Genomic DNA, 25,635 nt, shown 5'->3' on the forward strand with positions numbered 1-25,635 from the left:
TATGAACTGGGAAGGTAAAAAAATACTCGTTTTGGGACTGGGTGAGTCCGGTCTGGCGATGGCGCGCTGGAGCGCGTATTGCGGGGCGGGTGTTTGCGTTGCCGATACACGCGAAAATCCCGGCAGACTGGCCAGTCTGCGTCGGGATGTTCCCGATGCGCGATTTGTGGCCGGCCCGTTCGGCACTGCCGGTGTCGATACATTCGATATCATTGCCGTCAGTCCGGGTTTGCGTCCGGATGTCGAACTGAAGGAAATATTGCCTTTTGCACGCGAGCACGGCATTCCGGTGTGGAGCGAAATCGAGATGTTCGCGCAGGCTTTGCGTGGACTGGAAAAGGAACGTCAATACAGGCCTGCGCTGATCGCTGTGACCGGAACGAACGGAAAAACGACGGTGACGAGCCTGACGGGACATATGTGCCGCCGTGCCGGAAAAACGGTACGTCTGGCAGGCAATATCAGTCCGGCTGCACTGGATGTATTGCTGGAAGTGATCTTAAAAGACCAGTTGCCGGATGTATGGGTGCTTGAGTTGTCGAGTTTCCAGCTGTTTACGACATACAGTCTGGAGCCGGATGCGGCAACGGTGCTGAATTTGACGCAGGATCATCTGGACTGGCATGGCAGTATGCAAGCATATGGTGCGGCCAAGGAACGGATTTTCGGTCGAAAAACCGTTCGTGTGCTTAATCGCCAGGATGAAGCGGTCATGGGTATGACGGCGCCGTCAGCGCCGGTCGTGACTTTCGGAACCGACGAGCCGACGGAGCCGGGCGCTTTCGGTTTGCATACGGATCGCGGTATACAGTGGCTGTCAGTGAAAACGGCGCTTGATGAAAACATCGCCGGCAAAGGCAGGAAAAAAGCGGTGTCGCCCGAATATGTCATCCAGCATCTGATGCCGGTCGATGATTTGCTGATTCGCGGACAACACAATGCAAGCAATGCGCTGGCTGCGCTGGCCTTGTGTCGCGCGATCCATTTGCCGTTCGCGCCTCTGCTGCAGGCGTTGCGCGATTATCCTGGCGAACCGCACCGTGTCGAAACGGTGGCCACGGTAAAAGGGGTGACCTATATCGACGACAGCAAGGGAACCAATGTCGGTGCGACGGTGGCGGCCGTGAAAGGATTGGGCGAAAGCAATATTTCCGATGGCCGGAAAATCATCCTGATTGCGGGCGGTCTCGGCAAGGATCAGGATTTTTCTCCGCTGGCACCGGTCGTTAGCCGTTATGTCGGTGCCGTCATGCTGATCGGCAAGGACGCCTCGCATATACGCGAGGCACTGGCCGGTACCGGTGTGGAACTCATTGATTGCGATTCGCTGGAACAGGCGGTTTCACGTGGTGCCGAACATGCCGGAAACGGGGATATCGTCCTGTTGTCGCCGGCTTGCGCCAGCATGGATATGTTTCGTGATTATGCACACCGTTCCGAGGTGTTTGTCTCGGAAGTGTACAGATTGCGTGACGCCGCCGGGGAGGTACGGTCATGAACTTCCAGTCGGTGAAACGTTTTTTCGATGGCGTGATACGGCCGCAGGAAAATCGTGCGGGTGAAGCCAAGAGCGCCCGTATGATGAAGATCGACCAGTATCTCATTTTCGCGGTGCTGGCGTTGTTGTTTCTCGGGCTGACCATGGTGTATTCAGCGTCCATCGCGCTGCCGGATTCGCCGAAATATGCCAATTACCTGAATGAGCATTTCTTTATACGGCAGTCGATTTTCATTGCACTGGGACTGTTTGCCGGATTGATGGTGTTCCGCGTCCGGATAGATACCTGGCAGAAATATGCGCCGATACTGTTTTTGATCACACTGGTATTGCTGGTGCTGGTGCTGATACCCGGTATCGGCAAGGGCGTCAACGGTGCAAGACGCTGGTTGTCTTTCCGTGTGTTCAATTTGCAGCCTTCCGAGTTGATGAAGCTGTTTATCGTCATGTATGCGGCGGATTATACGGTCAGAAAACAGAATTTCATGCACAAGCTGACCAAGGGTTTTTTCCCGATGGCGCTTGCTTTGGGGCTGATCGGCTTGCTGTTGCTGCTGGAACCCGATCTGGGGGCGCTTGGCGTCATTATCTGCATTGCGATGGGTATTTTGTTTCTGGGTGGGTTCAACGGTATCTGGTTCGGAGGCATCGCCGCGACACTGGTGGGGATATTCAGTATGGTCATCGTGATGTCGCCATGGCGAAGGGAACGTATTTTCGCGTATCTCAACCCATGGGATGAAGCCAATGCACTGGGCAAGGGGTACCAGCTTTCCCATTCGCTGATCGCTTTCGGTCGTGGGGAGATTTTCGGTGTCGGTCTGGGCGGAAGCGTGGAAAAACTGCATTACCTGCCGGAAGCGCATACCGACTTTTTGATGGCGGTCGTGGGCGAGGAACTGGGATTCGTCGGTGTGGTTGTTGTTGTCGCCATCTTTTACTGGATTGTCAAACGTGCCTTTGAAATCGGACGCCAGTCTATCGCCATGGACAGGATTTTCGCGGGATTGCTGGCACAGGGTATCGGTATCTGGATCGGTGTGCAGACGTTTATCAATATGGGCGTCAATCTCGGTTTGTTGCCGACGAAAGGGTTGACCTTGCCGTTGATGAGTTATGGCGGCTCCGGGGTTGTCATCAACTGTATGGCGATGGCGATTCTGTTGCGTGTCGATTATGAAAACAGAAAGATCATGAGAGGGGGCAGGATATGAGCGAGCGCCGCAAACTCATGATTATGGCGGCCGGTACCGGAGGGCATATTTTTCCGGGACTGGCGATTGCGCAAACCATGCAGGCACAAGGCTGGGATGTGACATGGCTTGGAACGCTGCACGGGATGGAAGGCAATATCGTACCGGCACATGGTATCGAGATGGATCGTATCGATTTTGCCGGATTGAGGGGCAAGGGACTGATGCACATGCTCAAGGGTGGTGTACATCTGATGACGGGTTTTCTGGCATGTCTTGGCATCATGAAACAGCGCAAGCCGGATCTGGTGGTCGGTATGGGGGGATATGTCACCGTGCCGGGCGGAATGGCGGCCAGAATGCTGGGGATTCCCGTCGTGCTGGTCAATGCGGATGCCAGATTGCTGTTGTCCAACAAGACACTGGCGTCTTCGGCGAAACGGATTCTTTTCGGTTTTCCAGGGAATTATGGGGAACTGGCTTCGAAGTCGGTATGCACCGGCAATCCGGTTCGTCAGGAGATCAAGACATTGCCTGCGCCGGAACATCGTTACGGACAGCGTGAAGGTGCACTGAAAATACTGGTTGTGGGGGGCAGTCTGGGAGCGAAGGCGTTGAACGATTGTATTCCCGCGGCCATGGCCTTGTTGCCGTTTGAATCACGGCCGCAGCTGGTTCACCAGACGGGCAGACAGCATGTGGCTTCGGTCAGGCAACAGTATCGAAAGGCACAGGTACATGCGGAAGTGGTCGATTTTATCGATGATATGGCGGCGCGGTATGCCGATGCCGATCTGGTGATCTGCCGTGCGGGAGCGATTACGGTAACGGAACTGACGGCGGCCGGTGTGGCAAGCGTTCTGGTTCCCCTGATTGCTTCGACGACGTCGCACCAGCGGGACAATGCCTTGTTCATGAGTGGTGAAGGTGCGGCGATCCATCTTCCGCAGGCGGATATGACGCCAGAATCGCTGGCGCGGATTATCGGTGAAATGACGCGGGAAAAATGTCTGGAAATGGCGAAAAAAGCGTATGCACTGGGCAAACGGGACGCCAACGAACGGATTGCGGATGTGCTGGTCAGGACAGCTAACGGTAAATAGACGGATGGTATGAAACATAAAGTCAAACGGATACATTTCATCGGAATCGGCGGCAGTGGCATGAGCGGAATTGCCGAGGTACTGCTCAATCTGGGGTACGAAATTACCGGTTCCGATCTGGCAAGCAATGCATCGACGCGGCATCTGGCTGCATTGGGGGCGCGTGTCATGCAGGGGCACGCTGCGGAAAATATCGAAAATGCCGATGCCGTTGTCGTTTCCAGTGCGATCAAGGATGACAATCCGGAAGTGCTGGCGGCACGCAAGCGGAATATTCCGATCGTTCCGAGAGCGGTTATGCTCGCCGAACTGATGAGACTCAAGCGAGGTATCGCCATTGCCGGAACGCACGGAAAAACCACGACGACCAGTCTGGTGGCCAGCGTGCTGGCCGAAGGTGGTTTCGATCCGACGTTCGTGATCGGCGGACGTTTGAACAGTGCCGGTGCCAATGCAGGGCTGGGAGCGGGTGACTATATTGTCGCGGAAGCGGACGAATCGGATGCGTCGTTCCTGAATCTGAATCCGGTGATCGAGGTGATTACCAATATCGATGCCGATCATATGGATACCTATGATCATGATTTCGCCAAGCTCAAGCAGGCTTTCATCGCGTTTACGCAGCGCCTGCCGTTTTACGGGCGTGTCATGTTGTGCATCGATGACAAGAATGTACGCGAGATCAGGCCGTTCATTTCCAAACCGGTGACGACATACGGGTTTCATGAAGAGGCGGATGTGCGTGCGATCGACGCGCGTGCCGAAGGTACCATGATGACGTTTACCGCACTCCAGCAAGGACACCCGCCTGTCGCCATCAGACTGAACCAGCCGGGTATGCACAATGTCCAGAATGCATGTGCCGTGATCGCCATCGCACGTGAACTGGGTATCGACGATGCCGCCACGCAGCGTGCGATGGAACAGTTTACCGGGGTCAACCGGCGCTTTACCCGACTGGGAAAAGTCAGGTTGCCCAAGAAGAATACGGGCGCGACGGTCGAAGTGGAACTGGTCGATGATTACGGGCATCATCCGGCCGAGATGGCGGCTACGATCGCGGCGGCCAGAGCCGCCTATCCCGGGAGACGGCTGGTGCTGGCTTTTCAGCCGCACCGCTATACCAGAACGCGGGATTTGTTCGAGGATTTCGTGAAAGTGCTTTCCAGTGTCGATGTGTTGTTGCTGGCCGAGGTGTATCCGGCCGGCGAACAGCCGATTGTGGCTGCCGACGGCAGGACACTGGCACGTACGATCCGGGTCGCCGGCAAGGTCGATCCGGTATTCGTGGCGGATATCGCCGATATGCCGGCCGTTATTCTCAATGTCGTCGAGGAGGGGGATGTCGTGATGACGATGGGCGCCGGTTCGATCAGTGGCGTTCCGGGAAAACTTGTGGAAAAGGTTCAGATTTGACGTATGGATAAAGTGATGAAAACAGAGGCACCGGAGCAATTGGGCAAAGTGGGAGTTTTGTATGGCGGAAAGTCGGCCGAAAGGGATGTTTCGCTGGTTTCCGGCAAAGCGGTTTGCGAGGCACTGGCAAGCCGTGGTGTTGACGCCCATCTTTTCGACACGGGGGTCCGCAGTCCGGCCGAATTGCAAAAGGAAAATTTCGACCGTGTGTTCATCGCGCTGCATGGCCGTTATGGCGAAGATGGGTGCATGCAAGGCATGCTGGAAGAAATGCGGATTCCGTACACCGGTTCCGGTGTGATGGCGTCCGCCATTGCCATGGACAAGATCATGACGAAGCGGTTGTGGCTGGCGCAGGGATTGCCGACGCCACGTTACAGGGTACTGGATGCCGATACCGATTTCGATGCGGTAGTCAGTTATCTGGGATTGCCGCTGATCGTCAAACCGGCACACGAAGGATCGACACTGGGACTGACGAAAGTCACCGATGCGGCACAAATGGCGGATGCCTACGCGCAGGCAGCGAAATATGATCGTTCGGTACTGGCCGAGGAATTTATCAGTGGTATGGAACTGACATGCACGGTTCTGGAACTGGATGGCAAGGCCGAAGCGCTGCCGCTGATCCGGATCGTCGCACCCGGTGCCAATTACGACTATCACAACAAGTATTTCAGTGACGAAACACAGTATCTGTGTCCGTGCGGACTGGATGAAAAGATCGAGCGGCAAATACAGCAATATGCCTTGCAAAGTTACAAGGCGCTGGGCTGTCGCGGATGGGGGCGTATCGATGTGATTTTGCGGAATGGTGACAATGCCCCGTTTTTGCTGGAACTGAATTCGTCGCCCGGCATGACAGGACATTCGCTGGTACCGATGGCGGCACGTCAGGCCGGACTGGGATATGAGGATTTGTGTCTGACGCTGCTGCGTTCGGCGACGCTGGACCATAGAGAACACGAGGGAAATTGAACACGCTATGTGGCATAACGTCCGGATATTGAATGCGATATCGAATACCTGTATGGCCATCTTCATATTGGCGGTGGTCACGGGGGCGATCGGCTGGCTGATACAAAAGCCGGTCTATGCGCTTCAGACGATCAGGGTTCAGTCTGCCGGTGGCGAGACATTGCGGCATGTCAATGCGCTTACGGTCAGAAATATCGCGTTACCCAATATACGGGGCAATTTCTTTACGGTCGATCTCGATGAGGTCCGTGGTGCCTTCGAGGCGGTGCCATGGGTAAGAAAGGCCAGTGTCCGGAGGGAATGGCCGGACAAGCTGGTCGTGTCACTGGAGGAATACCAGCCGCTCGGCGTCTGGGGAAGCGAAGGCAGGCTGCTTTCGACGAAAGGAGATCTGTTTACCGTCAATATGGCCGAAGCGGAAGAAGATTACGACCTGCTGCAGTTTTCCGGACCGGAAGGCAGTGAAAAGGAAGTGCTGGCGCATTATATGGAATTTTGCCAGCGGTTCGCCGCTATCGATCTGTCGCCCAAGGAGGTCAGGCTTTCGGATCGTTATGCATGGTCGGTCAGACTGGATAATGGTATGCGGGTCGAATTCGGCCGTGAAGAAGGACAGGACACGATGGATGTGTTGATGGACCGGCTGTTGCATGTGTATCCGCAACTGGCGGATATGACGGATGATCATATCGAGAATATCGATATGCGTTATCCGAATGGTTTGGCATTGAAAGTCAGGAATGCACTTCCTGCATCGAATACTCAAAGAAGTAGTGTGGCGCTATGACGAAAGATTTGAAAAATTTGATTGTCGGACTGGATATCGGGACCTCGAAAGTGGTCGCTGTCGTTGCCGAGGTATTGCCTGACGGAAGACATGAGGTGATCGGACTGGGACAGCATGAATCGAAAGGTCTGAAAAAAGGGGTGGTGGTCAATATCGAAGCGACTATCGCATCGATTCAGGCCGCGCTGGAAGAAGCCGAACTGATGGCCGATTGCAAGATACGCACGGTCTATACCGGTATCGCAGGAAGTCATATCCGCAGTTTCAATTCACGCGGTATGGTGGCGATCAAGGACAAGGAAGTAACCGCTGCCGATGTGGCGCGCGTCATTGAAACGGCACGTGCAGTCAATATCCCGACGGATCAGCAATTCCTGCATACGGTTTCGCAGGAATTTGTGGTGGACAACCAGGAAGGGGTTCGTGAACCGATCGGTATGAGCGGTATCCGGCTGGAAGTCAAGGTACATATCGTGACCGGTGCGGTTTCCGCTGTCCAGAATATCGTCAAGTGTATCCGGCGATGCGGTCTTGAAGTGTCCGATCTGATATTGCAGCCGCTGGCATCGGCCGATGCGGTTCTGACCGAGGATGAAAAAGAACTCGGTGTCGTTTTGATCGATATCGGAGGTGGTACGACGGATATCGCCGTATTCACCGAAGGGGCGATACGGCATACGGCAGTGATTCCGATTGCCGGCGACCAGATCACCAACGATATTGCCATGGCCTTGCGCACGCCGACGCTGGAAGCGGAAGAAATCAAGATACGTCATGGTGTGGCCAAACAGATATTGGTCGATTCGTCGGAAACGATCGAGGTGCCCGGGCTGGGCGATCGTGGTCCGCGCACCCTGTCGCGCCAGATGCTGGCGGCCGTGATCGAGCCGCGTGTGGAAGAATTGTTTGCACTGGCCTTGCAGGTCGTGCGCGAATCCGAATTCGAGGAAGTGCTGTCTTCGGGTGTCGTATTGACTGGCGGTACCGCACTGATGCCGGGTATTGCAGAACTGGCCGAGGAGATTTTCCTGAAACCGGTCAGGATAGGGGTGCCGCAATATAACGGTCAACTGGCCGATGTGGTGAAAAGTCCGCGGTATTCGACGGCACACGGTCTTCTGGCGGAGGCCAAAAAGCAGTATCTGCGAGGTAATGTGGTGAATCGCCAGCAGGGATCGACCAAGGCGATCCTGCAGCGGATGAAAGAATGGTTTATGGGGAATTTCTGATCGTTACAGAAATTGATGGTTTGATTGCAAGCAGTTTTTAGGTGGAGCTGTCACACATGGTGTGGGAGTGGACAGATAAGAACGGCATTTTGACAGGAGTGGAAAATGGAATTTGATATGGTCGACAAAGCTACGCCGGGTACGATTATCAAGGTAGTCGGTGTAGGTGGGGCAGGCGGTAATGCCGTTCAGCATATGATCAACAATGGCGTAACCGGTGTTGAATTCATTGCAGCCAATACGGATGCGCAGGCGCTGGCACGTTCGGATGCGGACAATATCATCCAGATCGGTGACTCCGGTCTGGGAGCGGGTATGCGTCCGGATATCGGGCGTCAGCTGGCAGAACAGTCGCGCGACCGGATCGAGGATGCCCTGCGCGGTGCGCATATGGTGTTTATCGCGGCCGGCATGGGGGGCGGTACGGGAACGGGAGCCGCTCCGATTGTGGCGGAAATCGCCAAATCGCTCGGTGCATTGACCGTTGCCGTTGTATCCAAGCCGTTTTCCTATGAAGGCCAGAAGTGTATGGAAATCGCGGAAGAGGGGCTGGAAGCATTGTCCGAACACGTCGATTCCCTGATCGTCATTCTGAATGAAAAACTGGAAGAAATTTATGAAGACGACAGCATGGTCGAATGGTTGCAGCATGCCGACGATGTGCTGAACAATGCCGTTGCCGGTATTGCGGAAATCATCAATGTCAGCGGCCATATCAACGTCGACTTCAATGACGTGAAAACGATCATGGGCGAACAGGGCAAGGCCATGATGGGTACCGCTGTCGCGTCTGGTGTGGATCGCGCAAGAATCGCTGCTGAACAGGCGGTTGCTTCTCCGTTGCTTGACGGTATCGACCTGTCCGGTGCCCGTGGTGTTCTGGTCAATGTAACGGCAAGCCGTTCGCTCAAGGGCAAGGAAACCAAGGAAGTGATGGCGGCCGTTCGTGCATTCGCTGCACCGGATGCCACGATTGCACTGGGTATCGCCTATGACGATGCCATGGGCGAAGATATCCGTGTGACGGTTGTTGCAACCGGTCTGGGCAGAAACAAACGGCCGGTTCGTCTGGTACAGCCGCCGCAGCTGAGAACCGGTACCAATAACGAAGTGGTGATGCAGGCAGGCGGCGATGCCGTCGGAGGACAGGATGTATCGCAGTCTTTCGAAACCCTGCAGACGCCTGCCGTATGGCGCCACGGCCGTGAATCGGCCAGCGATACGGTCAAGGCACTTGAAAAGAACGGAATGGAAACATACGACATTCCGGCCTTTTTGCGTCGTCAGGCCGACTGATTCGTAAAAAAGCAGGTGCACCCTGTGACGGGCTGCGCCTGCTTTTCCGAATTGTTACAAATGTAAAAAGACTGTGGCGCGATTCTGAAAGTGGATATCCTAGCAACAGGATGTATAAATTTTCCTGTGCCGACACGAATTTTCATGTCGGGTTACAATAATCCGGACTGGCAGACGACCATTGACAAGCAGGTAGTGTAAATCATGCTGAAACAACGTACCATTCAACGTCCGACTCGTACCGTCGGAATCGGACTGCATTCGGGATACAAGGTCGAACTGGTGTTGCGCCCCGCAGCACCGGATACGGGTATCGTATTCCATCGTACCGACCTGAATCCTGAAGTGTCGATTCCGGTCAGTGCGCAGGCGATCGGCGAAACCATGCTGGCCTCCACGCTGGTGAAAGACGGGGTACGTATTTCCACGATCGAACACCTGATGTCGGCGTGCGCGGGACTGGGTATCGACAATTTGCATGTCGAAGTGAATGCGGAAGAAATTCCCATCATGGACGGTTCTGCCTCTTCGTTCGTTTTTTTGCTGCAACAGGCAGGATTGCAGGAACAGGAAGCACCCAAAAAATATATCCGTGTCAAGAAAAAAGTGGAAATCCGGGAAGGAGAAGGCGCTGCCCTGAAATGGGCGCGGCTCGAACCTTATAACGGTTTCAAGCTGGATTTTTTCATTGAATTCAATCACCCTGCCATCGATTCGACACACCAGCATGCTGTGGTGGATCTCAGTCGCGTTTCCTATGTGCGCGATGTCTCGCGTGCCCGTACATTCGGTTTCGTCAGGGATGTCGAAACGTTGCGCGGAATGGGGTTGGCCAGAGGCGGATCGCTCGAGAACGCGATCGTTATGGATGAATACCGGATTCTGAATGCACAGGCGCTCCGTTACGATGATGAATTCGTAAGGCACAAGATTCTCGATGCCATCGGCGATTTGTACAACATCGGTTATCCGCTGCTGGCTTCCTATACGGCGCACAAATCGGGACATGCACTGAACAACCAGCTGATACGCGCTTTGCTGGCACAACCCGATGCCTATGAGATCGTGACTTTTACCACACAGGAAGAAGCGCCGAATTCATTGTTCGAACAGTCGACACTGGAGTGGATGCCCGCCTGAGGGAATGGCGGCAGGTATTTCACGCTATGCCGGGCGGTGACGTTCAAGCAGTTGTCTTAACGACTGGTACAGCGGCGAGCGGTCGCCGTCGGCTTCCAGTTTGCCATACAGTTCAAGAAAAGAAGAATAGGCTGTTTCCGGCATGTCGTTCTTCCGGAAAGATTGCGGAGCGGCAGGCGTGTGGTGAGGCAACAGGATTTTCAGGCGGATGGCGCTGACTGGCCAATTTTTTGCGCCGAGTCCGTTTTTCAGTACGGGTATCTGTTGCCGCAATCTGGCGGCGATAGCCTGATTGGGCACTCCGATATGCAATGTACCGTTTTCCAGCCGCATGACCTGGCATCCGTAAAAGAAAGCAGGAAGGATGCGTGCACAGTCTTTCTGTATGGCGGAAAGTTCCTGTGCCGTTTGCATCAATGATGCTATTTTGCCGTGCGAACCGAGATAGTCCATTGCAGTCGCAGGCTGTTTTTTTGTTTTCATGCGGTCTGATCGAAAGGGGCTGTACGACGTATTTCAGTTGCCAGTATAACGGATCGTACAGACCGTGCAGCCTGAATAGGCATGGCAAAACAACAGTGTGAATGACGGCGACGGCCAATCCGGACAGGCTTTGTCCAAAACGGGGCCAAGATACGCAAGTTCCGCGATTGACGGAAAATGGCGTGCTAAAATGTGCCGTAACCAAGTGTGCGCTGATATATTATCAGGGCCTATGCCAATGCAGTCGATGATACTGCCTAATTTCAAGAATGTAACATGTCCATATTGACGACTCTTTTTGGCAGCCGCAATTCGCGGCTGCTGAAGCAATACGGTAAAACCGTAGCCAAAATCAATGCGTTCGAGCCGGTTCTGGAAAAAATGACCGATGCCGAACTGAAAGCGAAAACCCCGGAGTTCAAGGAACGCCTTGCAGGCGGCGAGTCTCTCGACAGCATTTTGCCGGAGGCATTTGCGGTTTGCCGCGAGGCCAGCAAGCGTGTACTCAGGATGCGGCCATATGATGTGCAGCTGATCGGCGGTATGGCGCTGCATTACGGCAAGATCGCCGAAATGGCGACCGGTGAGGGTAAGACACTGGTCGCGACGCTGCCGGCCTATCTGAACGGTCTGACCGGCAAGGGCGTGCATGTCGTGACGGTCAATGATTATCTGGCACAACGTGACGCGGAATGGATGTCCCGTCTTTATGGATGGCTGGGTTTGAGCACAGGGGTCAATCTGGCGACGATGGATCATGCCGCCAAGCAGGCTGCCTATGCTGCGGATATTACCTACGGTACCAATAACGAATTCGGCTTCGATTATCTGCGTGACAATATGGTTTACGATGTGGCGGATCGTGTGCAGCGTGGTCTGGTATATGCCATCGTGGACGAAGTGGACTCCATTCTGATCGACGAAGCCAGAACACCGCTGATCATTTCAGGCCAGTCGGAAAACAATAACGACCTGTATTACAAGCTCAATGCCATTCCGAAGATGCTGACCCTGCAGATCGGTGAGGAAACGCGGGACGGCAAAGGCAAGATCGAGGTTCCCGGCGACTATACCAAGGATGAGAAAACCAATCAGGTTTATCTGACGGATGCCGGGTACGAAAAAGCCGAAAAAATCCTGACCAGCATGGGACTGTTGCCGGAAGGCGCATCGCTTTATGACGCGGGCAACATCATTCTGGTGCATCATCTGTATGCCGCATTGCGGGCCAATGTCCTGTTCCATCGCGATCAGCATTACGTGGTGCAGGATGGACAAGTCATTATCGTGGACGAGTTCACTGGCCGGCTGATGGAAGGCCGCCGCTGGTCGGATGGTCTGCATCAGGCTGTCGAAGCCAAGGAAGGCGTCAAGATCCAGAATGAAAACCAGACGCTGGCGTCGATTACTTTCCAGAACTACTTCCGCATGTACGAAAAACTGTCCGGCATGACAGGTACCGCAGATACGGAAGCTTACGAATTCCAGGAAATTTATGGCCTGGAAACGGTCGTCATTCCACCGAACAAACCGAACCAGCGGCAGGACAGGCAGGATCAGGTGTACAAGACGGCCAACGAAAAATATGCCGCCATGCTCAAGGATATCAAGGAGTGTTATGAACGTGGCCAGCCGGTGCTTGTCGGTACGACTTCCATCGAAAATTCGGAATTGCTCTCGGGTATTCTGACCAAGGCCGGTTTGCCGCACAATGTCCTGAACGCCAAGCAGCATGCACGTGAAGCGGAAATCGTGGCGCAGGCCGGGCGTCCGAAGATGATCACCATCGCTACCAATATGGCAGGTCGCGGTACCGATATCGTTCTGGGTGGCAATGTCGAGAAACAGATCGAGTTCATCGAGGCGGATGAATCATTGCCGGAAGAACAGAAAACGGCGCAGATCACGAAATTGCGCAATGAATGGCAGTCATTGCATGACTTCGTGGTGGCACAGGGCGGCTTGCATATTATCGGTACCGAACGGCATGAATCCCGTCGTGTCGATAACCAGTTGCGTGGTCGTGCCGCACGTCAGGGCGATCCGGGTTCTTCACGCTTTTATTTGTCGCTGGATGATCCGCTGTTGCGTATTTTCGCGGGCGACAAGATGCGATCGATCATGGAACGTCTGAAAATGCCGGAAGGCGAACCGATCGAATCCGGTATCGTGACCCGTTCCATCGAATCGGCGCAACGCAAGGTCGAGGGCCGCAACTTCGATATGCGCAAACAGCTTCTGGAATATGACGATGTCGCCAACGACCAGCGCAAGGTGATTTACCAGCAACGTAACGAATTGCTGGAGCAGAAGGATTTGACCGAACTGATTACGTCGTTGCGTCATGGTACGTTTACCGATCTGTTCAGGGCGTATGTTCCGGAAGAGTCGGTCGAGGAACAATGGGATATCGACGGACTTGAAAAGGAATTGCAGAATCAGTGGAAGCTGGATATTCCGCTGAAACAGATGCTGGAAGAATCGAAGACGCTCACAGACGAAGATATGCTGGCGCATATTCTCGAAACGGTCGATGCGATGTATCAGGCGAAAATCGATCTGGTCGGCAAGGAAGCGTTTACCGAATACGAGCGCAGTGTCGTGTTGCAAAGCATGGATACCTACTGGCGTGAACATCTGGCGGCACTGGATTATCTGCGTCAGGGCATCCATTTGCGTGGCTACGCACAGAAGAATCCGAAGCAGGAATACAAGCGTGAAGCTTTCCAGTTGTTCAGCCAGATGCTGGACATGATCCGCAATGACGTGACGAGGGTGCTGGTGCTGGTGCGGATTCGTACTCGTGAGGAAGTGGAAATGGCCGCTGCGCAGCAGGCCGAATCGCAAGTAACGGATATGGATTATCATCGTCCTGAACCGGATGGTGGCATGGCTTCCGAAGAGAATGATGAAAGCGGTGCGGGCAATACGGCGGCACCGAAAACAGTGGTCAATGCGGTGCCCAAGGTGGGCCGTAACGAGCCTTGTCCGTGCGGTAGCGGCAAGAAATACAAACATTGTCATGGCCGTCTGGACTAGACGGAACATGCGAAAGAAAAGTGGATCGTTAACCTGAAGTGGGTAGGATAATATGGCTGTCAATCTGTCTGTTCCGGTCGCCTCGGAACTGAAACCTGTTGCCGGACTGGAACTGGGTTATACCTGTGCCAATATCAAGAAAGAAAACCGCAAGGATCTGCTGGTCATGCGGTTGTGCGACTCGGCGACGGTGGCCGGTGTATTTACCAAGAACCGTTTTTGTGCCGCGCCTGTCCGGATTTGCCAGTCCAATCTGGAAAACGTGCGGAAAACCGGCAAGAAAATCCGTGCGTTGATGGTCAATACGGGTAATGCCAATGCCGGTACCGGTGAAACCGGTTATCGCGATGCATTGCAAACCAGTGCCGCTCTGGCGGAACTGATGGGGTGCGATGCCGAACAGGTATTGCCGTTTTCGACCGGTGTCATTCTCGAGCCATTGCCCGTGGACCGGATTCTGGCAGGTTTGCCTGCCGCAGTGAAAGACCTGAAATCGGATAACTGGCTCAATGCCGCCGAAGCGATCATGACGACAGATACGATTCCGAAAGCAGCGTCTCGTGTCGTCGAAATCGGCGGCAAGAGGGTGACACTGACCGGTATTTGCAAGGGGGCCGGCATGATTCATCCGAATATGGCGACGATGCTTGGATTTATGGCGACCGATGCAGCCGTTCCGCAGGATGTTCTGGAAGCCATGCTCAAATCGGCGGTTGACAAGTCGTTCAACTGCATTACAGTCGATGGCGATACTTCGACGAACGACTCGCTGATTCTGATGGCGACAGCTCAGGTGGATGTCGGTATTACGGATACGCATTCCGCTGCCTATGGCGCGCTGCTGGAAGCCGTGACCGATCTGGCGCAGGAATTGTCGCAGAAGATCATCCGTGACGGCGAAGGCGCTTCCAAGTTCATCACGATTACCGTCGAGGAAGGCAAGACGGAAGAAGAATGCCGGCAAATTGCTTATTCCGTCGCCCATTCACCACTGGTCAAAACCGCCTTTTTCGCATCCGATCCGAATCTGGGCAGAATTCTCGCGGCTATCGGCTATGCCGGTGTTGAGGATCTGGATGTCGGCAAGCTGAATCTGTATCTGGATGATGTCTGGGTCGCCAGAAACGGTGGAAGAAATCCGGATTATCTGGAAGAAGACGGGCAGCGTGTCATGAAGCAGAAAGAGATTCTGGTCAGGATCACGCTGGCAAGAGGCAATGCTTCCGCGACCGTCTGGACGTGCGATTTGTCGCATGATTATGTTTCCATCAACGCCGATTACCGATCCTGATGACATCACTCGAACAATTTCTGACACGTGCGGAATCGCTTCTGGCACGTATTGAGCAGTTGTTGCCCGCACAAGGAACGACAGCGATCGACTGGCAATCTCCGACAGCCGCTTTCCGCTGGCGTCGCAAGAACGGTCGTGGCATGCTGACGCCGATCGCCCATATTTCGCCCATTTCATTGCCCGACCTGTTTTTCGTCGAACGCCAGAAAGCATTGCTGGAACAGAATACCCGCCAGTTCCTGCAAGGGAAACCGGCCAACAATGTCTTGTTGACCGGCGCAAGAGGAACGGGCAAATCTTCGCTGGTCAAGGCATGTCTGAATGAATTTTCGGAACAGGGGCTGAGGCTGATCGAGGTGGACAAGAACGATTTGATTGATCTGGATGAAATTTCCGATCTGATCGCGTCACGTCCGGAGCATTTCATTCTGTATTGCGACGATTTGTCGTTCGACGAAGGCGACAGCAGTTACAAGGCTTTGAAAGTGGCGCTCGATGGCAGTGTGGCGGCGCAGCCTGACAATATCCTGATTTATGCTACATCGAACAGACGGCATTTGCTGCCGGAAAAAATGTCCGACAATGACGGGTACAGCCGCAATGACGATGGTGATTTGCATCCGAGTGAAACAGTCGAGGAAAAAATCTCGTTTTCCGACCGGTTCGGCCTCTGGTTGTCGTTTTATCCGTACAGTCAGGATGAATATCTGTTCATCACCGCGCACTGGTTGCGTGCTTTCGGTTGTTCGGAACAACAGATCGTGCAGGCCGAACCGGAAGCTTTGCAATGGGCGCTGCATCGCGGTTCGCGTTCCGGGCGGACGGCATGGCAGTTCGCGCGTGATTATGCCGGACGGGTGTTGTAGGAAGGATCGTTGAAATTCGCAAACGGCAGAAACGTTTGCCTTCGATTGAAAACGGGTTCCTATCACCAAAAAACCCCTTGTCTTTTGTGGGACAAGGGGTTTTTTGTCGTGCGGATCAAAGCGAATCCAGTTTGGATAACTGGTCTTTGAGTTTGTCCAGAACGGACGAGAAACCGGCAAGCCGTTCGCGTTCTGTCGCAACGACCTTTTCAGGTGCCTTCGCAACGAAATTTTCATTGGACAGTTTGGCGTTGATTTTGGCGATATCGTTTTCGACCTTGGCGATTTCTTTCGAGAGTCGTTCACGTTCCGCCGCCACGTCGATTTCGACTTTCAGCATGAGGCGGACGTCACCGACGATGGATACCGGTGCAGGTGATTTCGGCAATGTGTCTTCGATCGAAACTTCCGACAGTTTGCCCAGCGCTTTCAGATGCGGGATGAAAGCGCCCAGTTCGCCAGCATGCTGTTTGGCTGATTCCATGAAAAGTGGAACCCGTTTTGCGGGAGACAGTTGCATTTCGCCACGCAGATTGCGACAGGCATCGACCAGTGCCTTGCATTGCGCCATCCACCGGTCGGCTGTTTCATCCATTTTCGCGGTATCGGGTACAGGATAGGATTGCAACATCAGGGTATCGCCGTCGGATACGGCGATTCCTGCCAGCGGTGCGACTTTTTGCCAGAGCTCTTCGGTAATGAACGGGATGACCGGATGAGCAAGTCGCAAGGTCTTTTCCAGAATGGACAAAAGGGTATGGCGTGTCGCACGCTGTTGTGCGGCATCGCCTTCCTGAATCTGGACTTTGGCCATTTCGACATACCAGTCGCAATATTCGTCCCAGACAAACCGGTAAATGGCCGAGGCGATATTGTCGAAACGGTATTCGGCAAAGCCTTTTTCCACTTCGGCGGCAGCGCGCTGGAATTCGGATTCGATCCAGCGATCGGCCAGCGAGAAGTTCATGTCGCCGCCGGAAAATCCGCAATCCGAGCCTTCCGTGTTCATCAGGACGAAACGGGTGGCGTTCCAGAGTTTGTTGCAGAAATTGCGGTAACCTTCGCAACGGTTCAGATCGAAATTGATGTTTCTGCCCAGCGAAGCATAGCTGGCCATGGTGAAGCGGAGGGCGTCGGTACCGAAGGCCGGAATGCCTTTCCCGAATTCCTTGCGGGTCGCCTTGGCGATGGAGTCGGCCTGTTTCGGATTCATCAGTCCGAACGTGCGCTGTTTGACGAGCGAATCCACGTCGATGCCGTCGATCAGGTCGATCGGGTTCAGGGTGTTGCCTTTTGATTTGGACATTTTCTGGCCGTTGGCATCGCGGACCAGACCATGCACATAGACGGTTCTGAAGGGAACCTTGCCGGTGAAGTGCAGGGTCATCATCACCATTCTGGCGACCCAGAAGAAAATGATATCGAAACCGGTGACCAGTACGGACGATGGCAGGAACATCCGGTATTCCGGTGTGTTTTCAGGCCAGCCGACGGTCGAGAAAGGAACGAGCGCCGACGAGAACCAGGTGTCGAGTACGTCAGGGTCGCGGTGGATGGGTTTGCCACCGGCCTTGGCACGTGCCTCGTCCTCCGTACGGGCGACATAGATATTGCCGTCCTCGTCGTACCATGCCGGAATCTGGTGGCCCCACCAGAGTTGCCGGGAAATACACCAGTCCTGAATGTTGTTCAGCCACTGGTTGTAGGTATTGGTCCAGTTTTCCGGCATGAAACGGATTTCACCGTTGGCGACTTTTTCGAGCGCCACTTCGGCCAGTGACTTGCCGGGGAAGAATGTATTTTCCGGCGCCGGTTTGCTCATGGCGACGAACCATTGGTCGGTGAGCATCGGTTCGATCACGACGCCGGTTCTGTCGCCGCGCGGTACCATCAGCTTGTGCGGCTGGATGGATTCGAGCAGTCCTTGTTCCTGAAGGTCTGCGACAATCGCTTTGCGGGCAACGAAACGGTCCATGCCACGGTATTTTTCCGGTGCGTTGTCATTGATTTTTGCGTCGAGCGTGAAAATATTGATCGGTTCCAGACGGTGACGGCTGCCGACTGCATAGTCATTGAAGTCGTGTGCGGGTGTGATCTTGACGCAACCGGTTCCGAATTCACGATCGACATAATCATCGGCGATGACCGGAATCAGACGGTCGGTCAGTGGCAGACGCAGCATTTTGCCGATAAGAGCCGCATAGCGTTCATCTTGCGGATTGACGGCAACGGCCACGTCGCCGAGCATGGTTTCCGGTCGTGTGGTGGCGACTGTCAGTGAACCTGTACCATCGGCGAACGGGTAGCGGATATGCCACATCGAACCGTTTTCTTCTTCCGAAATGACTTCCAGGTCGGATACGGCGGTACCCAAAACAGGGTCCCAGTTGACCAGTCGTTTGCCGCGGTAGATCAGGCCTTCTTCATACAGACGGACGAAAACTTCGGTGACCGTTTTCGAACGGGTCGCGTCCATGGTGAAGTATTCGCGATCCCAGTCCGGAGAGGTACCCATGCGTCGCATCTGGCCCGTGATGGTCGAACCGGATTTTTCTTTCCATTCCCAGACTTTTTCCAGAAATTTTTCGCGGCCGAGATCGTGCCGGGATATTTTCTGCGCATCAAGCTGGCGTTCGACGACGATCTGGGTGGCGATACCTGCATGGTCGGTTCCGGGAATCCAGGCCGTATTGAACCCGCGCATGCGGTGGTAACGTACCAGCCCGTCCATGATGGTCTGGTTGAAAGCATGTCCCATGTGCAGGGTGCCTGTGACATTGGGCGGCGGGAGCTGGATGGCGAAAGAGGGTTTGTTTTCGTCGAGCGAAGCGCGGAAATATCCACGTTTTTCCCATTCTTCGCGCCAGTGTTTTTCAGTTTCGGCTGGGTCGAAAGACTTGGCTAATTCCATGATCTGATGTCAGTTTTGCTAAAATCCAATAAAGCGTCTATTATAATGGACGATAACGGGGACGAACTCGAAAGATGACGTTATAATGGCCCGAATGTAGTAAATTTCATCAGAAAGCTAGGGGTTCTGGCCGATTGGCCGGGCGAGATACACCCTCTGAACCTGATCTGGGTAATGCCAGCGAAGGGAAGCGAAAAGAATGCATGCGATAGCCGCAGAACTGTCTTGAGGTTCCTTGAGCTGGATTTATGAAGTAAATGCTTGAGGAACCGATAAATGAACGCCAATCCAAAATTCCTGTCCGCGACCGCCAAGGTCGATGAGGCAGCTGTCCAGCCATTTCCGAATTCACGAAAAGTCTATGTTCAGGGTTCGCGTCCTGATATTCGTGTCCCGATGCGTGAAATCACGTTGTCCGACACCTCGATCCTGTTCGGCAATGAAAAAAATCCGCCGATTTACGTTTACGATACGTCGGGCCCCTATACCGATCCGGATGCGAAAATCGATATCCGTTCCGGTTTGCCGGCCATTCGTGCGAACTGGATTCTGGAACGTGACGATACGGAAGAACTGGATGGTCCGACTTCCGAATACGGCCGTGCACGCCTGAACGACAAAAGTCTGGACGAATTGCGTTTCAATCTGACCCGCAAACCCCGTCGTGCCAAAAAGGGCGCGAAAATCACCCAGATGGAATATGCACGTCGCGGCATCATCACACCTGAAATGGAATTCGTCGCCATCCGCGAAAACATGCGCAGAAAGGAATATCTGGAAAGCCTGAAAGCGTCCGGTCCGACCGGCGAGAAGATGGCGAAAATGATGATGCGCCAGCATCCGGGACAGGCCTTCGGCGCCAGCATTCCCGAAGAAATCACGCCGGAATTCGTACGTGACGAAATCGCACGCGGCAGGGCGATTATTCCTGCCAACATCAACCACCCGGAAGTCGAACCGATGATCATCGGACGCAATTTCCTGGTCAAGATCAATGCCAATATCGGCAATTCGGCCATTACGTCGGGTATTGCGGAAGAAGTCGAAAAAATGACATGGGCGATCCGTTGGGGCGGCGACAACGTCATGGACCTTTCCACCGGCAAGCATATCCATGAAACACGCGAATGGATTGTCCGCAATTCACCGGTGCCGATCGGTACGGTGCCGATGTACCAGGCGCTGGAAAAAGTCGACGGTATCGCTGAAAACCTGACCTGGGAAGTATATCGCGATACCCTGATCGAGCAGGCCGAGCAGGGTGTCGATTACTTCACGATTCATGCGGGATTGTTGTTGCGCCATATCCCGATGACGGCCGAACGCATGACGGGTATCGTATCCCGTGGCGGTTCCATCATCGCCAAATGGTGCATGACGCACAATACGGAAAACTTCCTGTATACCCATTTCGATGAAATTTGCGAAATTCTGGCACAGTATGACGTTGCGGTATCGCTGGGTGACGGGTTGCGTCCGGGTTCGATTTATGATGCCAATGACGATGCACAGCTGGGTGAACTGAAAGTGCTCGGCGAACTGACCGAAGTGGCATGGAAGCACGGCGTACAGGTGCTGATCGAAGGACCGGGACATGTTCCGATGCATATGATCAAGCGGAATATGGATGTCGAGCTGGAACAGTGCCATGAAGCGCCTTTCTATACCCTTGGGCCGTTGGTAACCGATATCGCGCCGGGATATGACCATATCACGTCGGCGATGGGTGCCGCCATGATCGGCTGGTATGGAACGTCGATGCTGTGTTACGTCACGCCGAAAGAACATCTGGGCTTGCCGGACAAGAACGATGTGAAAGAAGGTATTATCGTGTACAAGCTGGCAGCCCATGCTGCCGATCTGGCCAAGGGACATCCGGGCGCACAGATCCGCGACAATGCCATGTCCAAGGCCCGTTTCGAATTCCGCTGGGAAGACCAGTTCAATATCGGTCTGGACCCTGATCGGGCACGTGCCTATCACGACGAAACCTTGCCGAAAGATTCGGCCAAGGTCGCTCATTTCTGTTCCATGTGCGGTCCGAAATTCTGCTCCATGAAGATTTCGCAGGAAGTTCGGGAGTACGCGGCTCGTGAAGGTATTGCGATTGACGGAACGGCCGGTGAACAGCCCGTCACTTTCGTCAAGAACGGTGCAGACAGCTGATTCGGACGGTGCCTATGGAAATCAGTTTGAATGGAGAACCCCGCCTGGTCGAGGACGGGACGACGTTGCAGGGCCTGGTCGGTACGTTGCAGTTGCCGGATCGCGCCTTGGCCATCGCGGTCAACAGGAAGGTGATCACGCGTGCGAAATGGCCGGAAGTCGTTCTGCAGCCCGGTGATCGGGTGGAACTGGTGCGTGCGATCGGCGGCGGCTGATGGTATTGCGCTGAAAAGGGATAGCAGGGTTCGGGCGAACCCTGCCGGATTGTTGAAACCGGAGAAAAGGAAAAACAATGAACAAGCAGGAACAGGGTCTGACGATTGCAGGAAAGACGTATCGTTCACGTTTGCTGGTCGGTAGCGGCAAATACCGCGATCTGGAGCAGACCCGTGAAGCGACGGAGGCCAGTGGTGCTGAAATCATTACGGTAGCCATTCGGCGTGTCAATATCGGACAGGACCCGAATGCACCGAGTCTGCTGGATGTCGTTCCGCCGACGAAGTACACCATTTTGCCGAATACGGCCGGATGTTATAACGCGGAAGATGCTGTTTATACCCTTCAGCTGGCACGTGAATTGTTGAACGGTCACAAGCTGGTCAAACTCGAGGTGCTGGGCAATGAAAAAACCCTGTTCCCGAATATGCCGGAAACGCTGAAAGCCGCCGAAATTCTCGTGAAAGACGGTTTTGATGTCATGGTCTATTGCAGTGATGATCCGGTGCAGGCCAAGATGCTGGAAGATATCGGTTGTGCCGCGATCATGCCTCTGGCATCACTGATCGGTTCCGGCATGGGGATTCTCAATCCGTGGAACCTGTCGCTGATCATCGAACAGTCGAAAGTGCCGGTCATCGTGGATGCAGGCGTGGGTACGGCTTCGGATGCAGCCATTGCCATGGAGCTGGGTTGCGACGGTATTCTGATGAATACGGCGATTGCAGGTGCTCAGGATCCGATTCGTATGGCGCGCGCCATGAAGCTGGCGGTCGAAGCAGGACGCGAAGCTTTCCTGGCGGGACGTATTCCGAGGAAGTTCGCCGCTTCGCCTTCTTCTCCGATGGCGGGTCGTGTAGCCTGAACGGAACGCATGCATACGCTGTCGGTACGATAGCGTATGCATCGCATGACTGGAATGGATCGTTTCCGTGCCTGAATGGATGTAAGACATGAATACGAGAACCAAACCCTGCGTAATGGTTTTTTCCGGGCTGGATCCCAGTGGCGGTGCCGGTGTCATGGCAGATATCGAGGCGATCGGTGCAGTCGGTGCACACGCGCTTCCGGTCATTACCGCGCTGACGGTGCAAGACAACGATCGTGTCTATGCCGTCAATCCCGTGGATGCCTCCATACTGGCGCATCAGGCGCAGGTGCTGATCGAGAAGATTCCGGTCGCCGCAGTCAAGATCGGGATTGTCGGAAATCGCGAAAATGCGCTGGCGATTCGCGATGCCATCATGACGTTGCGTCGGAAACAGCCTGATCTTCCGGTGGTTCTCGATACGGTGCTGGGAAGCGGGCATGGTTTTTCGCTGGCCGACGGTGTGCCGGAATATGCGCTTTCTCCGTTGATCGGGATCGCGACGCTGGTCACCCCCAATCTGCCGGAAGCGCGCCGCCTTTATCCGCTCTCCGATGATATCGGCAAGCAAGCCGCGAATCTGATGAAACAGGGAGCGGCCAATGTGCTGGTAAAAGGCGGTCATGGCGATGATGAGCATCTGGTATTCAATGACTGGTATGGCGCGGACGGTGTGAAACAGTGGCAATGGCCACGGCTTGAAGGCGAGTTTCATGGTACGGGCTGTACGCTCGCTTCGGCGATCGCCGGTTATCTGGCACAAGGTCGTTCGATGGAAGAAGCGATACTGCATGGACAGATATGGTGCCAGCAGACATTGGCGAATGCGTTTTCTATTGCGAAAGGGCAGCGAATACCCGGCCGTGTCGGTATGGATCAGGGAAAGTGACCGCTTTTCAGGTCAAACGGAATACAGGAAGACAAAAAATAGGGAAATCGATGAAAGGTCTTTATATAGTGACTCCCGATTGGGACGATACGGCCAGGATGGTCGAAGTAACGGAAAAAGCCTTGAAGGGCGGTGCGGAAATCGTGCAGTACCGACACAAGACGGCGACTCCGGAATTGCGCAAGGAACAGGCCAAAGCATTGCAGGTGCTCTGCCGTCGTTATGGCAAGCCGTTTATTATCAATGATTATGTCGATCTTTGTCTGGAACTGGATACGGATGGCATTCATGTCGGTGGAACGGATGCTCCTGTGAAGAAGGTTCGTGCGGCCGTTGGCCCCGGCAAGATCGTCGGCGCCTCCTGTTACGGTGATATCGAACTGGCACGCAAGGCGACGCGGGATGGTGCAAGCTATGTTGCGTTCGGCGGTTTTTATCCTTCACGCGTGAAAAAATATCCGGTGACGACACCGCAGAATATCGTGTCGGACTGGAAAAAGGAAATGCCATCGATGCCGGTTTGTGTCATCGGTGGCATGAATGTGGATAATGCGACGCCGCTGGTCAATCTGGGGGCGGATATGGTAGCGGTAGTCAGTGGCGTTTATTTCCAGGAAGACCCGGAAAAGGTCGCTGGCCAGTTTGCCGCGCTGTTTGGATAACGACGATAAACGTGTTCAACGATGATTTCCACCCGGCTGTCAAAAGCCGGGTTTTTTTTATAGCAGCGGCGAGAAAAGACGTGCGATGGCTTCTGCCAGTTTCTGTATCCAGCCTGTCGTACGTTTTGGCAGGACGCGTTCCGATGAAATAAGGTCGCATTCGAATTGCCTGGACAGCATGCCGGCCAGTTTATCGCCATACGCCATCACGCAGACTTCGAAATTCAGCCGGAAACTGCGTGAATCGAAGTTGGCGGTTCCGATCAGGCTGTAATGCTGGTCGATGACGATGGTTTTTGAATGGAGCATGCGTCCCTTGTATTCCCATATCTTGACACCGGCATGCATGAGTTCGTCGAAATAGGAACGTGCCGCCGCAGTGACCAGTCGTGAATCGCTTTTTTCGGGAACCAGCAGACGGACATCGATGCCGCGCAGGGCTGCCGATGTCAATGCGAACAGGGTCGCTTCTGTCGGAACGAAATAGGGTGTGGTCAGCCATACCCGGTTTCTGGCGTTCTGGATCATGGCCAGATAGGTACGATGGATGATTTCCCAGTCGTTGTCGGGGCCAGAAGGAATGATCTGGACCGGATGCTGGCCGGATGACTGGATGGGAAAATAACCGGCGAGGTCGGGAATGTTTCTTTCGCCGCTGGCATAGACCCAGTCTTCCATAAAGATCAGTTGCAGCCAGTGAACTGCATTGCCGGTCAGTTGCAAATGGGTGTCATGGTAGGCGGAATCTTGTACACGTTCATCTTCGTCGTCAGTGATATTCAGACCGCCCGTGAAACCGACCAGTCCGTCGCAGATCACGATTTTCCGGTGGGTTCTCAGATTGACAAGCGGTTTTATCAACTGCGAAATGTGCGGTTTGTGGAAAAAGGCGAATTGCACGCCGGCTTGCAGCATGGGAGACAGGAATTTGTTTTTCAATCGCGAAGAACCGATACCATCGACGAGCAGTCTGACTTTCACGCCAGCCTGGGCTTTGGTGATCAGCAAATCACGCAGTGTCGTTCCGATTTTGTCGGGATCGAAAATGTAATATTCAAGATGGATATGATGGGTGGCGTTGGCAATGGCATCCAGTATGGCGGTGAAGGTCTGTTTTCCGTCGACCAGCAAATCCAGTGATTTTGCGGTCGTCAACGGGAAACCGGTCGTCGTCCGGATCAGGCTGGCCAGCTGCATCAGTTCGCCGGAGTGCGAGCCGGACGCCAGAATACGGTTGCGCAATTGCAGGTAATCAGAATATTCCTTCAGTGCGGTTTTGGACGGCAATCGTCTGAATTGCTGGCGTTTGAGTTTTTGCGGACCGAGAAAATGGTAAATCAGAAATCCGGCATACGGGATGAATGCCAGTGCGAGAATCCAGCTCAGCGTTGAAACGGGAGGACGTTTTTGCAGAATGATCCAGAGCGACAGGCAAATGATGTATACAAGCCATGCAACTCCGAGCCACTTCATGAAGAAGGTGCCTGATGAAAAACTGAACAGTTCGTTGTATGGAAACATGATGAAGACCGGTAAACATACCGCCTGACCGGTTCTTGCCGGAAAAACGGAGTCAGTATCATACGCTTCAAATGGCGATC

Annotated in this window: 20 protein-coding genes and 1 riboswitch; of the genes, 17 read left to right on the forward strand and 3 right to left on the reverse strand. The window is 54.1% G+C overall.

Annotation, left to right across the window (positions count from 1 at the left end; all coding sequences use genetic code 11):
• Window position 1: 1 nt before the first annotated feature.
• From murD to lpxC, 9 genes are all read left to right on the forward strand, one after another.
• The gene (gene murD / locus NAI64_RS04400; RefSeq protein WP_269298164.1) at window positions 2-1,498 is read left to right on the forward strand and encodes a UDP-N-acetylmuramoyl-L-alanine--D-glutamate ligase; all 1,497 of its coding nucleotides are present in this window, start codon (window positions 2-4) and stop codon (window positions 1,496-1,498) included.
• Window positions 1,495-2,712 (forward strand): putative lipid II flippase FtsW, encoded by a 1,218-nt coding sequence (gene ftsW / locus NAI64_RS04405; RefSeq protein WP_407946911.1) that lies wholly within the window; start codon window positions 1,495-1,497, stop codon window positions 2,710-2,712. Before murD ends, ftsW begins: the two co-directional genes overlap by 4 nt.
• Window positions 2,709-3,794, forward strand: coding sequence for an undecaprenyldiphospho-muramoylpentapeptide beta-N-acetylglucosaminyltransferase (gene murG / locus NAI64_RS04410; protein WP_269298165.1), 1,086 nt, complete (start codon window positions 2,709-2,711; stop codon window positions 3,792-3,794). The genes ftsW and murG overlap by 4 nt, the downstream gene beginning before the upstream one ends.
• Before the next feature lie 9 nt (window positions 3,795-3,803).
• Window positions 3,804-5,210: a UDP-N-acetylmuramate--L-alanine ligase gene (gene murC, locus NAI64_RS04415; RefSeq protein WP_269298167.1), complete on the forward strand. Its 1,407-nt coding sequence runs from the start codon at window positions 3,804-3,806 to the stop codon at window positions 5,208-5,210.
• A 15-nt stretch (window positions 5,211-5,225) separates the two neighbouring features.
• Window positions 5,226-6,188, forward strand: coding sequence for a D-alanine--D-alanine ligase (locus tag NAI64_RS04420; RefSeq protein WP_407946912.1), 963 nt, complete (start codon window positions 5,226-5,228; stop codon window positions 6,186-6,188).
• Between the two features lie 7 nt (window positions 6,189-6,195).
• A complete protein-coding gene (locus NAI64_RS04425) occupies window positions 6,196-6,975 on the forward strand; it encodes a cell division protein FtsQ/DivIB (protein WP_269298171.1) in 780 nt (259 codons plus the stop codon).
• The gene (ftsA, locus tag NAI64_RS04430) at window positions 6,972-8,204 is read left to right on the forward strand and encodes a cell division protein FtsA (RefSeq protein WP_269298172.1); all 1,233 of its coding nucleotides are present in this window, start codon (window positions 6,972-6,974) and stop codon (window positions 8,202-8,204) included. The genes NAI64_RS04425 and ftsA overlap by 4 nt, the downstream gene beginning before the upstream one ends.
• A 105-nt stretch (window positions 8,205-8,309) precedes the next feature.
• Window positions 8,310-9,500 carry a cell division protein FtsZ gene (ftsZ, locus tag NAI64_RS04435; RefSeq protein ID WP_269298173.1) on the forward strand — a complete coding sequence of 397 codons (1,191 nt, stop codon included), beginning with the start codon at window positions 8,310-8,312 and terminating at the stop codon, window positions 9,498-9,500.
• 204 nt (window positions 9,501-9,704) lie between these two features.
• Entirely contained in the window at window positions 9,705-10,640 is a 936-nt protein-coding gene (lpxC, locus tag NAI64_RS04440; protein ID WP_269298176.1) for a UDP-3-O-acyl-N-acetylglucosamine deacetylase, read from the forward strand.
• Window positions 10,641-10,664: 24 nt separating this feature from the next.
• Here lpxC and NAI64_RS04445 read toward each other — a convergent pair whose 3' ends face one another.
• The gene (locus tag NAI64_RS04445) at window positions 10,665-11,123 is read right to left on the reverse strand and encodes a DUF721 domain-containing protein (RefSeq protein ID WP_269298178.1); all 459 of its coding nucleotides are present in this window, start codon (window positions 11,121-11,123) and stop codon (window positions 10,665-10,667) included.
• A 276-nt stretch (window positions 11,124-11,399) separates the two neighbouring features.
• Between NAI64_RS04445 and secA the strand changes: the two genes are divergently transcribed.
• Genes secA through NAI64_RS04460 form a run of 3 tightly spaced genes read left to right on the forward strand, consistent with a single transcriptional unit; the run spans window position 11,400 to window position 16,322 of the window.
• Window positions 11,400-14,162, forward strand: coding sequence for a preprotein translocase subunit SecA (gene secA / locus NAI64_RS04450; protein WP_269298180.1), 2,763 nt, complete (start codon window positions 11,400-11,402; stop codon window positions 14,160-14,162).
• Between the two features lie 52 nt (window positions 14,163-14,214).
• Window positions 14,215-15,453, forward strand: coding sequence for a bifunctional glutamate N-acetyltransferase/amino-acid acetyltransferase ArgJ (gene argJ / locus NAI64_RS04455; RefSeq protein WP_269298181.1), 1,239 nt, complete (start codon window positions 14,215-14,217; stop codon window positions 15,451-15,453).
• Complete coding sequence (locus NAI64_RS04460) at window positions 15,453-16,322, forward strand: ATP-binding protein (RefSeq protein WP_269298183.1); 870 nt, start codon at window positions 15,453-15,455, stop codon at window positions 16,320-16,322. The genes argJ and NAI64_RS04460 overlap by 1 nt, the downstream gene beginning before the upstream one ends.
• Before the next feature lie 115 nt (window positions 16,323-16,437).
• On the opposite strand, the gene NAI64_RS04465 is transcribed toward NAI64_RS04460, so the two are convergent.
• Entirely contained in the window at window positions 16,438-19,233 is a 2,796-nt protein-coding gene (locus NAI64_RS04465) for a valine--tRNA ligase (RefSeq protein WP_269298201.1), read from the reverse strand.
• Between the two features lie 109 nt (window positions 19,234-19,342).
• Window positions 19,343-19,439, forward strand: a riboswitch (TPP riboswitch).
• 70 nt (window positions 19,440-19,509) lie between these two features.
• On the opposite strand from NAI64_RS04465, the gene thiC reads away from it, so the two are divergent.
• The 5 genes from thiC to thiE all read left to right on the forward strand — a co-directional run bounded on the left by thiC (window position 19,510) and on the right by thiE (window position 24,034).
• The gene (gene thiC / locus NAI64_RS04470; protein ID WP_269298203.1) at window positions 19,510-21,399 is read left to right on the forward strand and encodes a phosphomethylpyrimidine synthase ThiC; all 1,890 of its coding nucleotides are present in this window, start codon (window positions 19,510-19,512) and stop codon (window positions 21,397-21,399) included.
• Window positions 21,400-21,413: 14 nt separating this feature from the next.
• Window positions 21,414-21,614 carry a sulfur carrier protein ThiS gene (thiS, locus tag NAI64_RS04475; protein ID WP_269298205.1) on the forward strand — a complete coding sequence of 67 codons (201 nt, stop codon included), beginning with the start codon at window positions 21,414-21,416 and terminating at the stop codon, window positions 21,612-21,614.
• Between the two features lie 77 nt (window positions 21,615-21,691).
• A complete protein-coding gene (locus NAI64_RS04480) occupies window positions 21,692-22,480 on the forward strand; it encodes a thiazole synthase (protein ID WP_269298207.1) in 789 nt (262 codons plus the stop codon).
• A gap of 88 nt (window positions 22,481-22,568) precedes the next feature.
• A complete protein-coding gene (gene thiD, locus NAI64_RS04485; protein ID WP_269298208.1) occupies window positions 22,569-23,372 on the forward strand; it encodes a bifunctional hydroxymethylpyrimidine kinase/phosphomethylpyrimidine kinase in 804 nt (267 codons plus the stop codon).
• 50 nt (window positions 23,373-23,422) lie between these two features.
• The gene (gene thiE / locus NAI64_RS04490) at window positions 23,423-24,034 is read left to right on the forward strand and encodes a thiamine phosphate synthase (protein WP_269298210.1); all 612 of its coding nucleotides are present in this window, start codon (window positions 23,423-23,425) and stop codon (window positions 24,032-24,034) included.
• 57 nt (window positions 24,035-24,091) lie between these two features.
• On the opposite strand, the gene cls is transcribed toward thiE, so the two are convergent.
• Window positions 24,092-25,555 carry a cardiolipin synthase gene (gene cls, locus NAI64_RS04495; protein ID WP_269298212.1) on the reverse strand — a complete coding sequence of 488 codons (1,464 nt, stop codon included), beginning with the start codon at window positions 25,553-25,555 and terminating at the stop codon, window positions 24,092-24,094.
• Between the last annotated feature and the right edge of the window lie 80 nt (window positions 25,556-25,635).

The sequence above is a fragment of the Oxalobacter paeniformigenes genome (genome assembly GCF_027158465.1).
Taxonomy (GTDB): Bacteria; Pseudomonadota; Gammaproteobacteria; order Burkholderiales; family Burkholderiaceae_D; genus Oxalobacter; species Oxalobacter paeniformigenes.

Bases quoted from the DNA above. Each gene is read 5' to 3' on its own strand.
- murD (WP_269298164.1), top strand. From the start codon at position 2: ATGAACTGGGAAGGTAAAAAAATACTCGTTTTGGGACTGGGTGAGTCC.
- ftsW (WP_407946911.1), top strand. From the start codon at position 1,495: ATGAACTTCCAGTCGGTGAAACGTTTTTTCGATGGCGTGATACGGCCG.
- murG (WP_269298165.1), top strand. From the start codon at position 2,709: ATGAGCGAGCGCCGCAAACTCATGATTATGGCGGCCGGTACCGGAGGG.
- murC (WP_269298167.1), top strand. From the start codon at position 3,804: ATGAAACATAAAGTCAAACGGATACATTTCATCGGAATCGGCGGCAGT.
- NAI64_RS04420 (WP_407946912.1), top strand. From the start codon at position 5,226: ATGAAAACAGAGGCACCGGAGCAATTGGGCAAAGTGGGAGTTTTGTAT.
- NAI64_RS04425 (WP_269298171.1), top strand. From the start codon at position 6,196: ATGTGGCATAACGTCCGGATATTGAATGCGATATCGAATACCTGTATG.
- ftsA (WP_269298172.1), top strand. From the start codon at position 6,972: ATGACGAAAGATTTGAAAAATTTGATTGTCGGACTGGATATCGGGACC.
- ftsZ (WP_269298173.1), top strand. From the start codon at position 8,310: ATGGAATTTGATATGGTCGACAAAGCTACGCCGGGTACGATTATCAAG.
- lpxC (WP_269298176.1), top strand. From the start codon at position 9,705: ATGCTGAAACAACGTACCATTCAACGTCCGACTCGTACCGTCGGAATC.
- NAI64_RS04445 (WP_269298178.1), bottom strand. From the start codon at position 11,123: ATGAAAACAAAAAAACAGCCTGCGACTGCAATGGACTATCTCGGTTCG.
- secA (WP_269298180.1), top strand. From the start codon at position 11,400: ATGTCCATATTGACGACTCTTTTTGGCAGCCGCAATTCGCGGCTGCTG.
- argJ (WP_269298181.1), top strand. From the start codon at position 14,215: ATGGCTGTCAATCTGTCTGTTCCGGTCGCCTCGGAACTGAAACCTGTT.
- NAI64_RS04460 (WP_269298183.1), top strand. From the start codon at position 15,453: ATGACATCACTCGAACAATTTCTGACACGTGCGGAATCGCTTCTGGCA.
- NAI64_RS04465 (WP_269298201.1), bottom strand. From the start codon at position 19,233: ATGGAATTAGCCAAGTCTTTCGACCCAGCCGAAACTGAAAAACACTGG.
- thiC (WP_269298203.1), top strand. From the start codon at position 19,510: ATGAACGCCAATCCAAAATTCCTGTCCGCGACCGCCAAGGTCGATGAG.
- thiS (WP_269298205.1), top strand. From the start codon at position 21,414: ATGGAAATCAGTTTGAATGGAGAACCCCGCCTGGTCGAGGACGGGACG.
- NAI64_RS04480 (WP_269298207.1), top strand. From the start codon at position 21,692: ATGAACAAGCAGGAACAGGGTCTGACGATTGCAGGAAAGACGTATCGT.
- thiD (WP_269298208.1), top strand. From the start codon at position 22,569: ATGAATACGAGAACCAAACCCTGCGTAATGGTTTTTTCCGGGCTGGAT.
- thiE (WP_269298210.1), top strand. From the start codon at position 23,423: ATGAAAGGTCTTTATATAGTGACTCCCGATTGGGACGATACGGCCAGG.
- cls (WP_269298212.1), bottom strand. From the start codon at position 25,555: ATGTTTCCATACAACGAACTGTTCAGTTTTTCATCAGGCACCTTCTTC.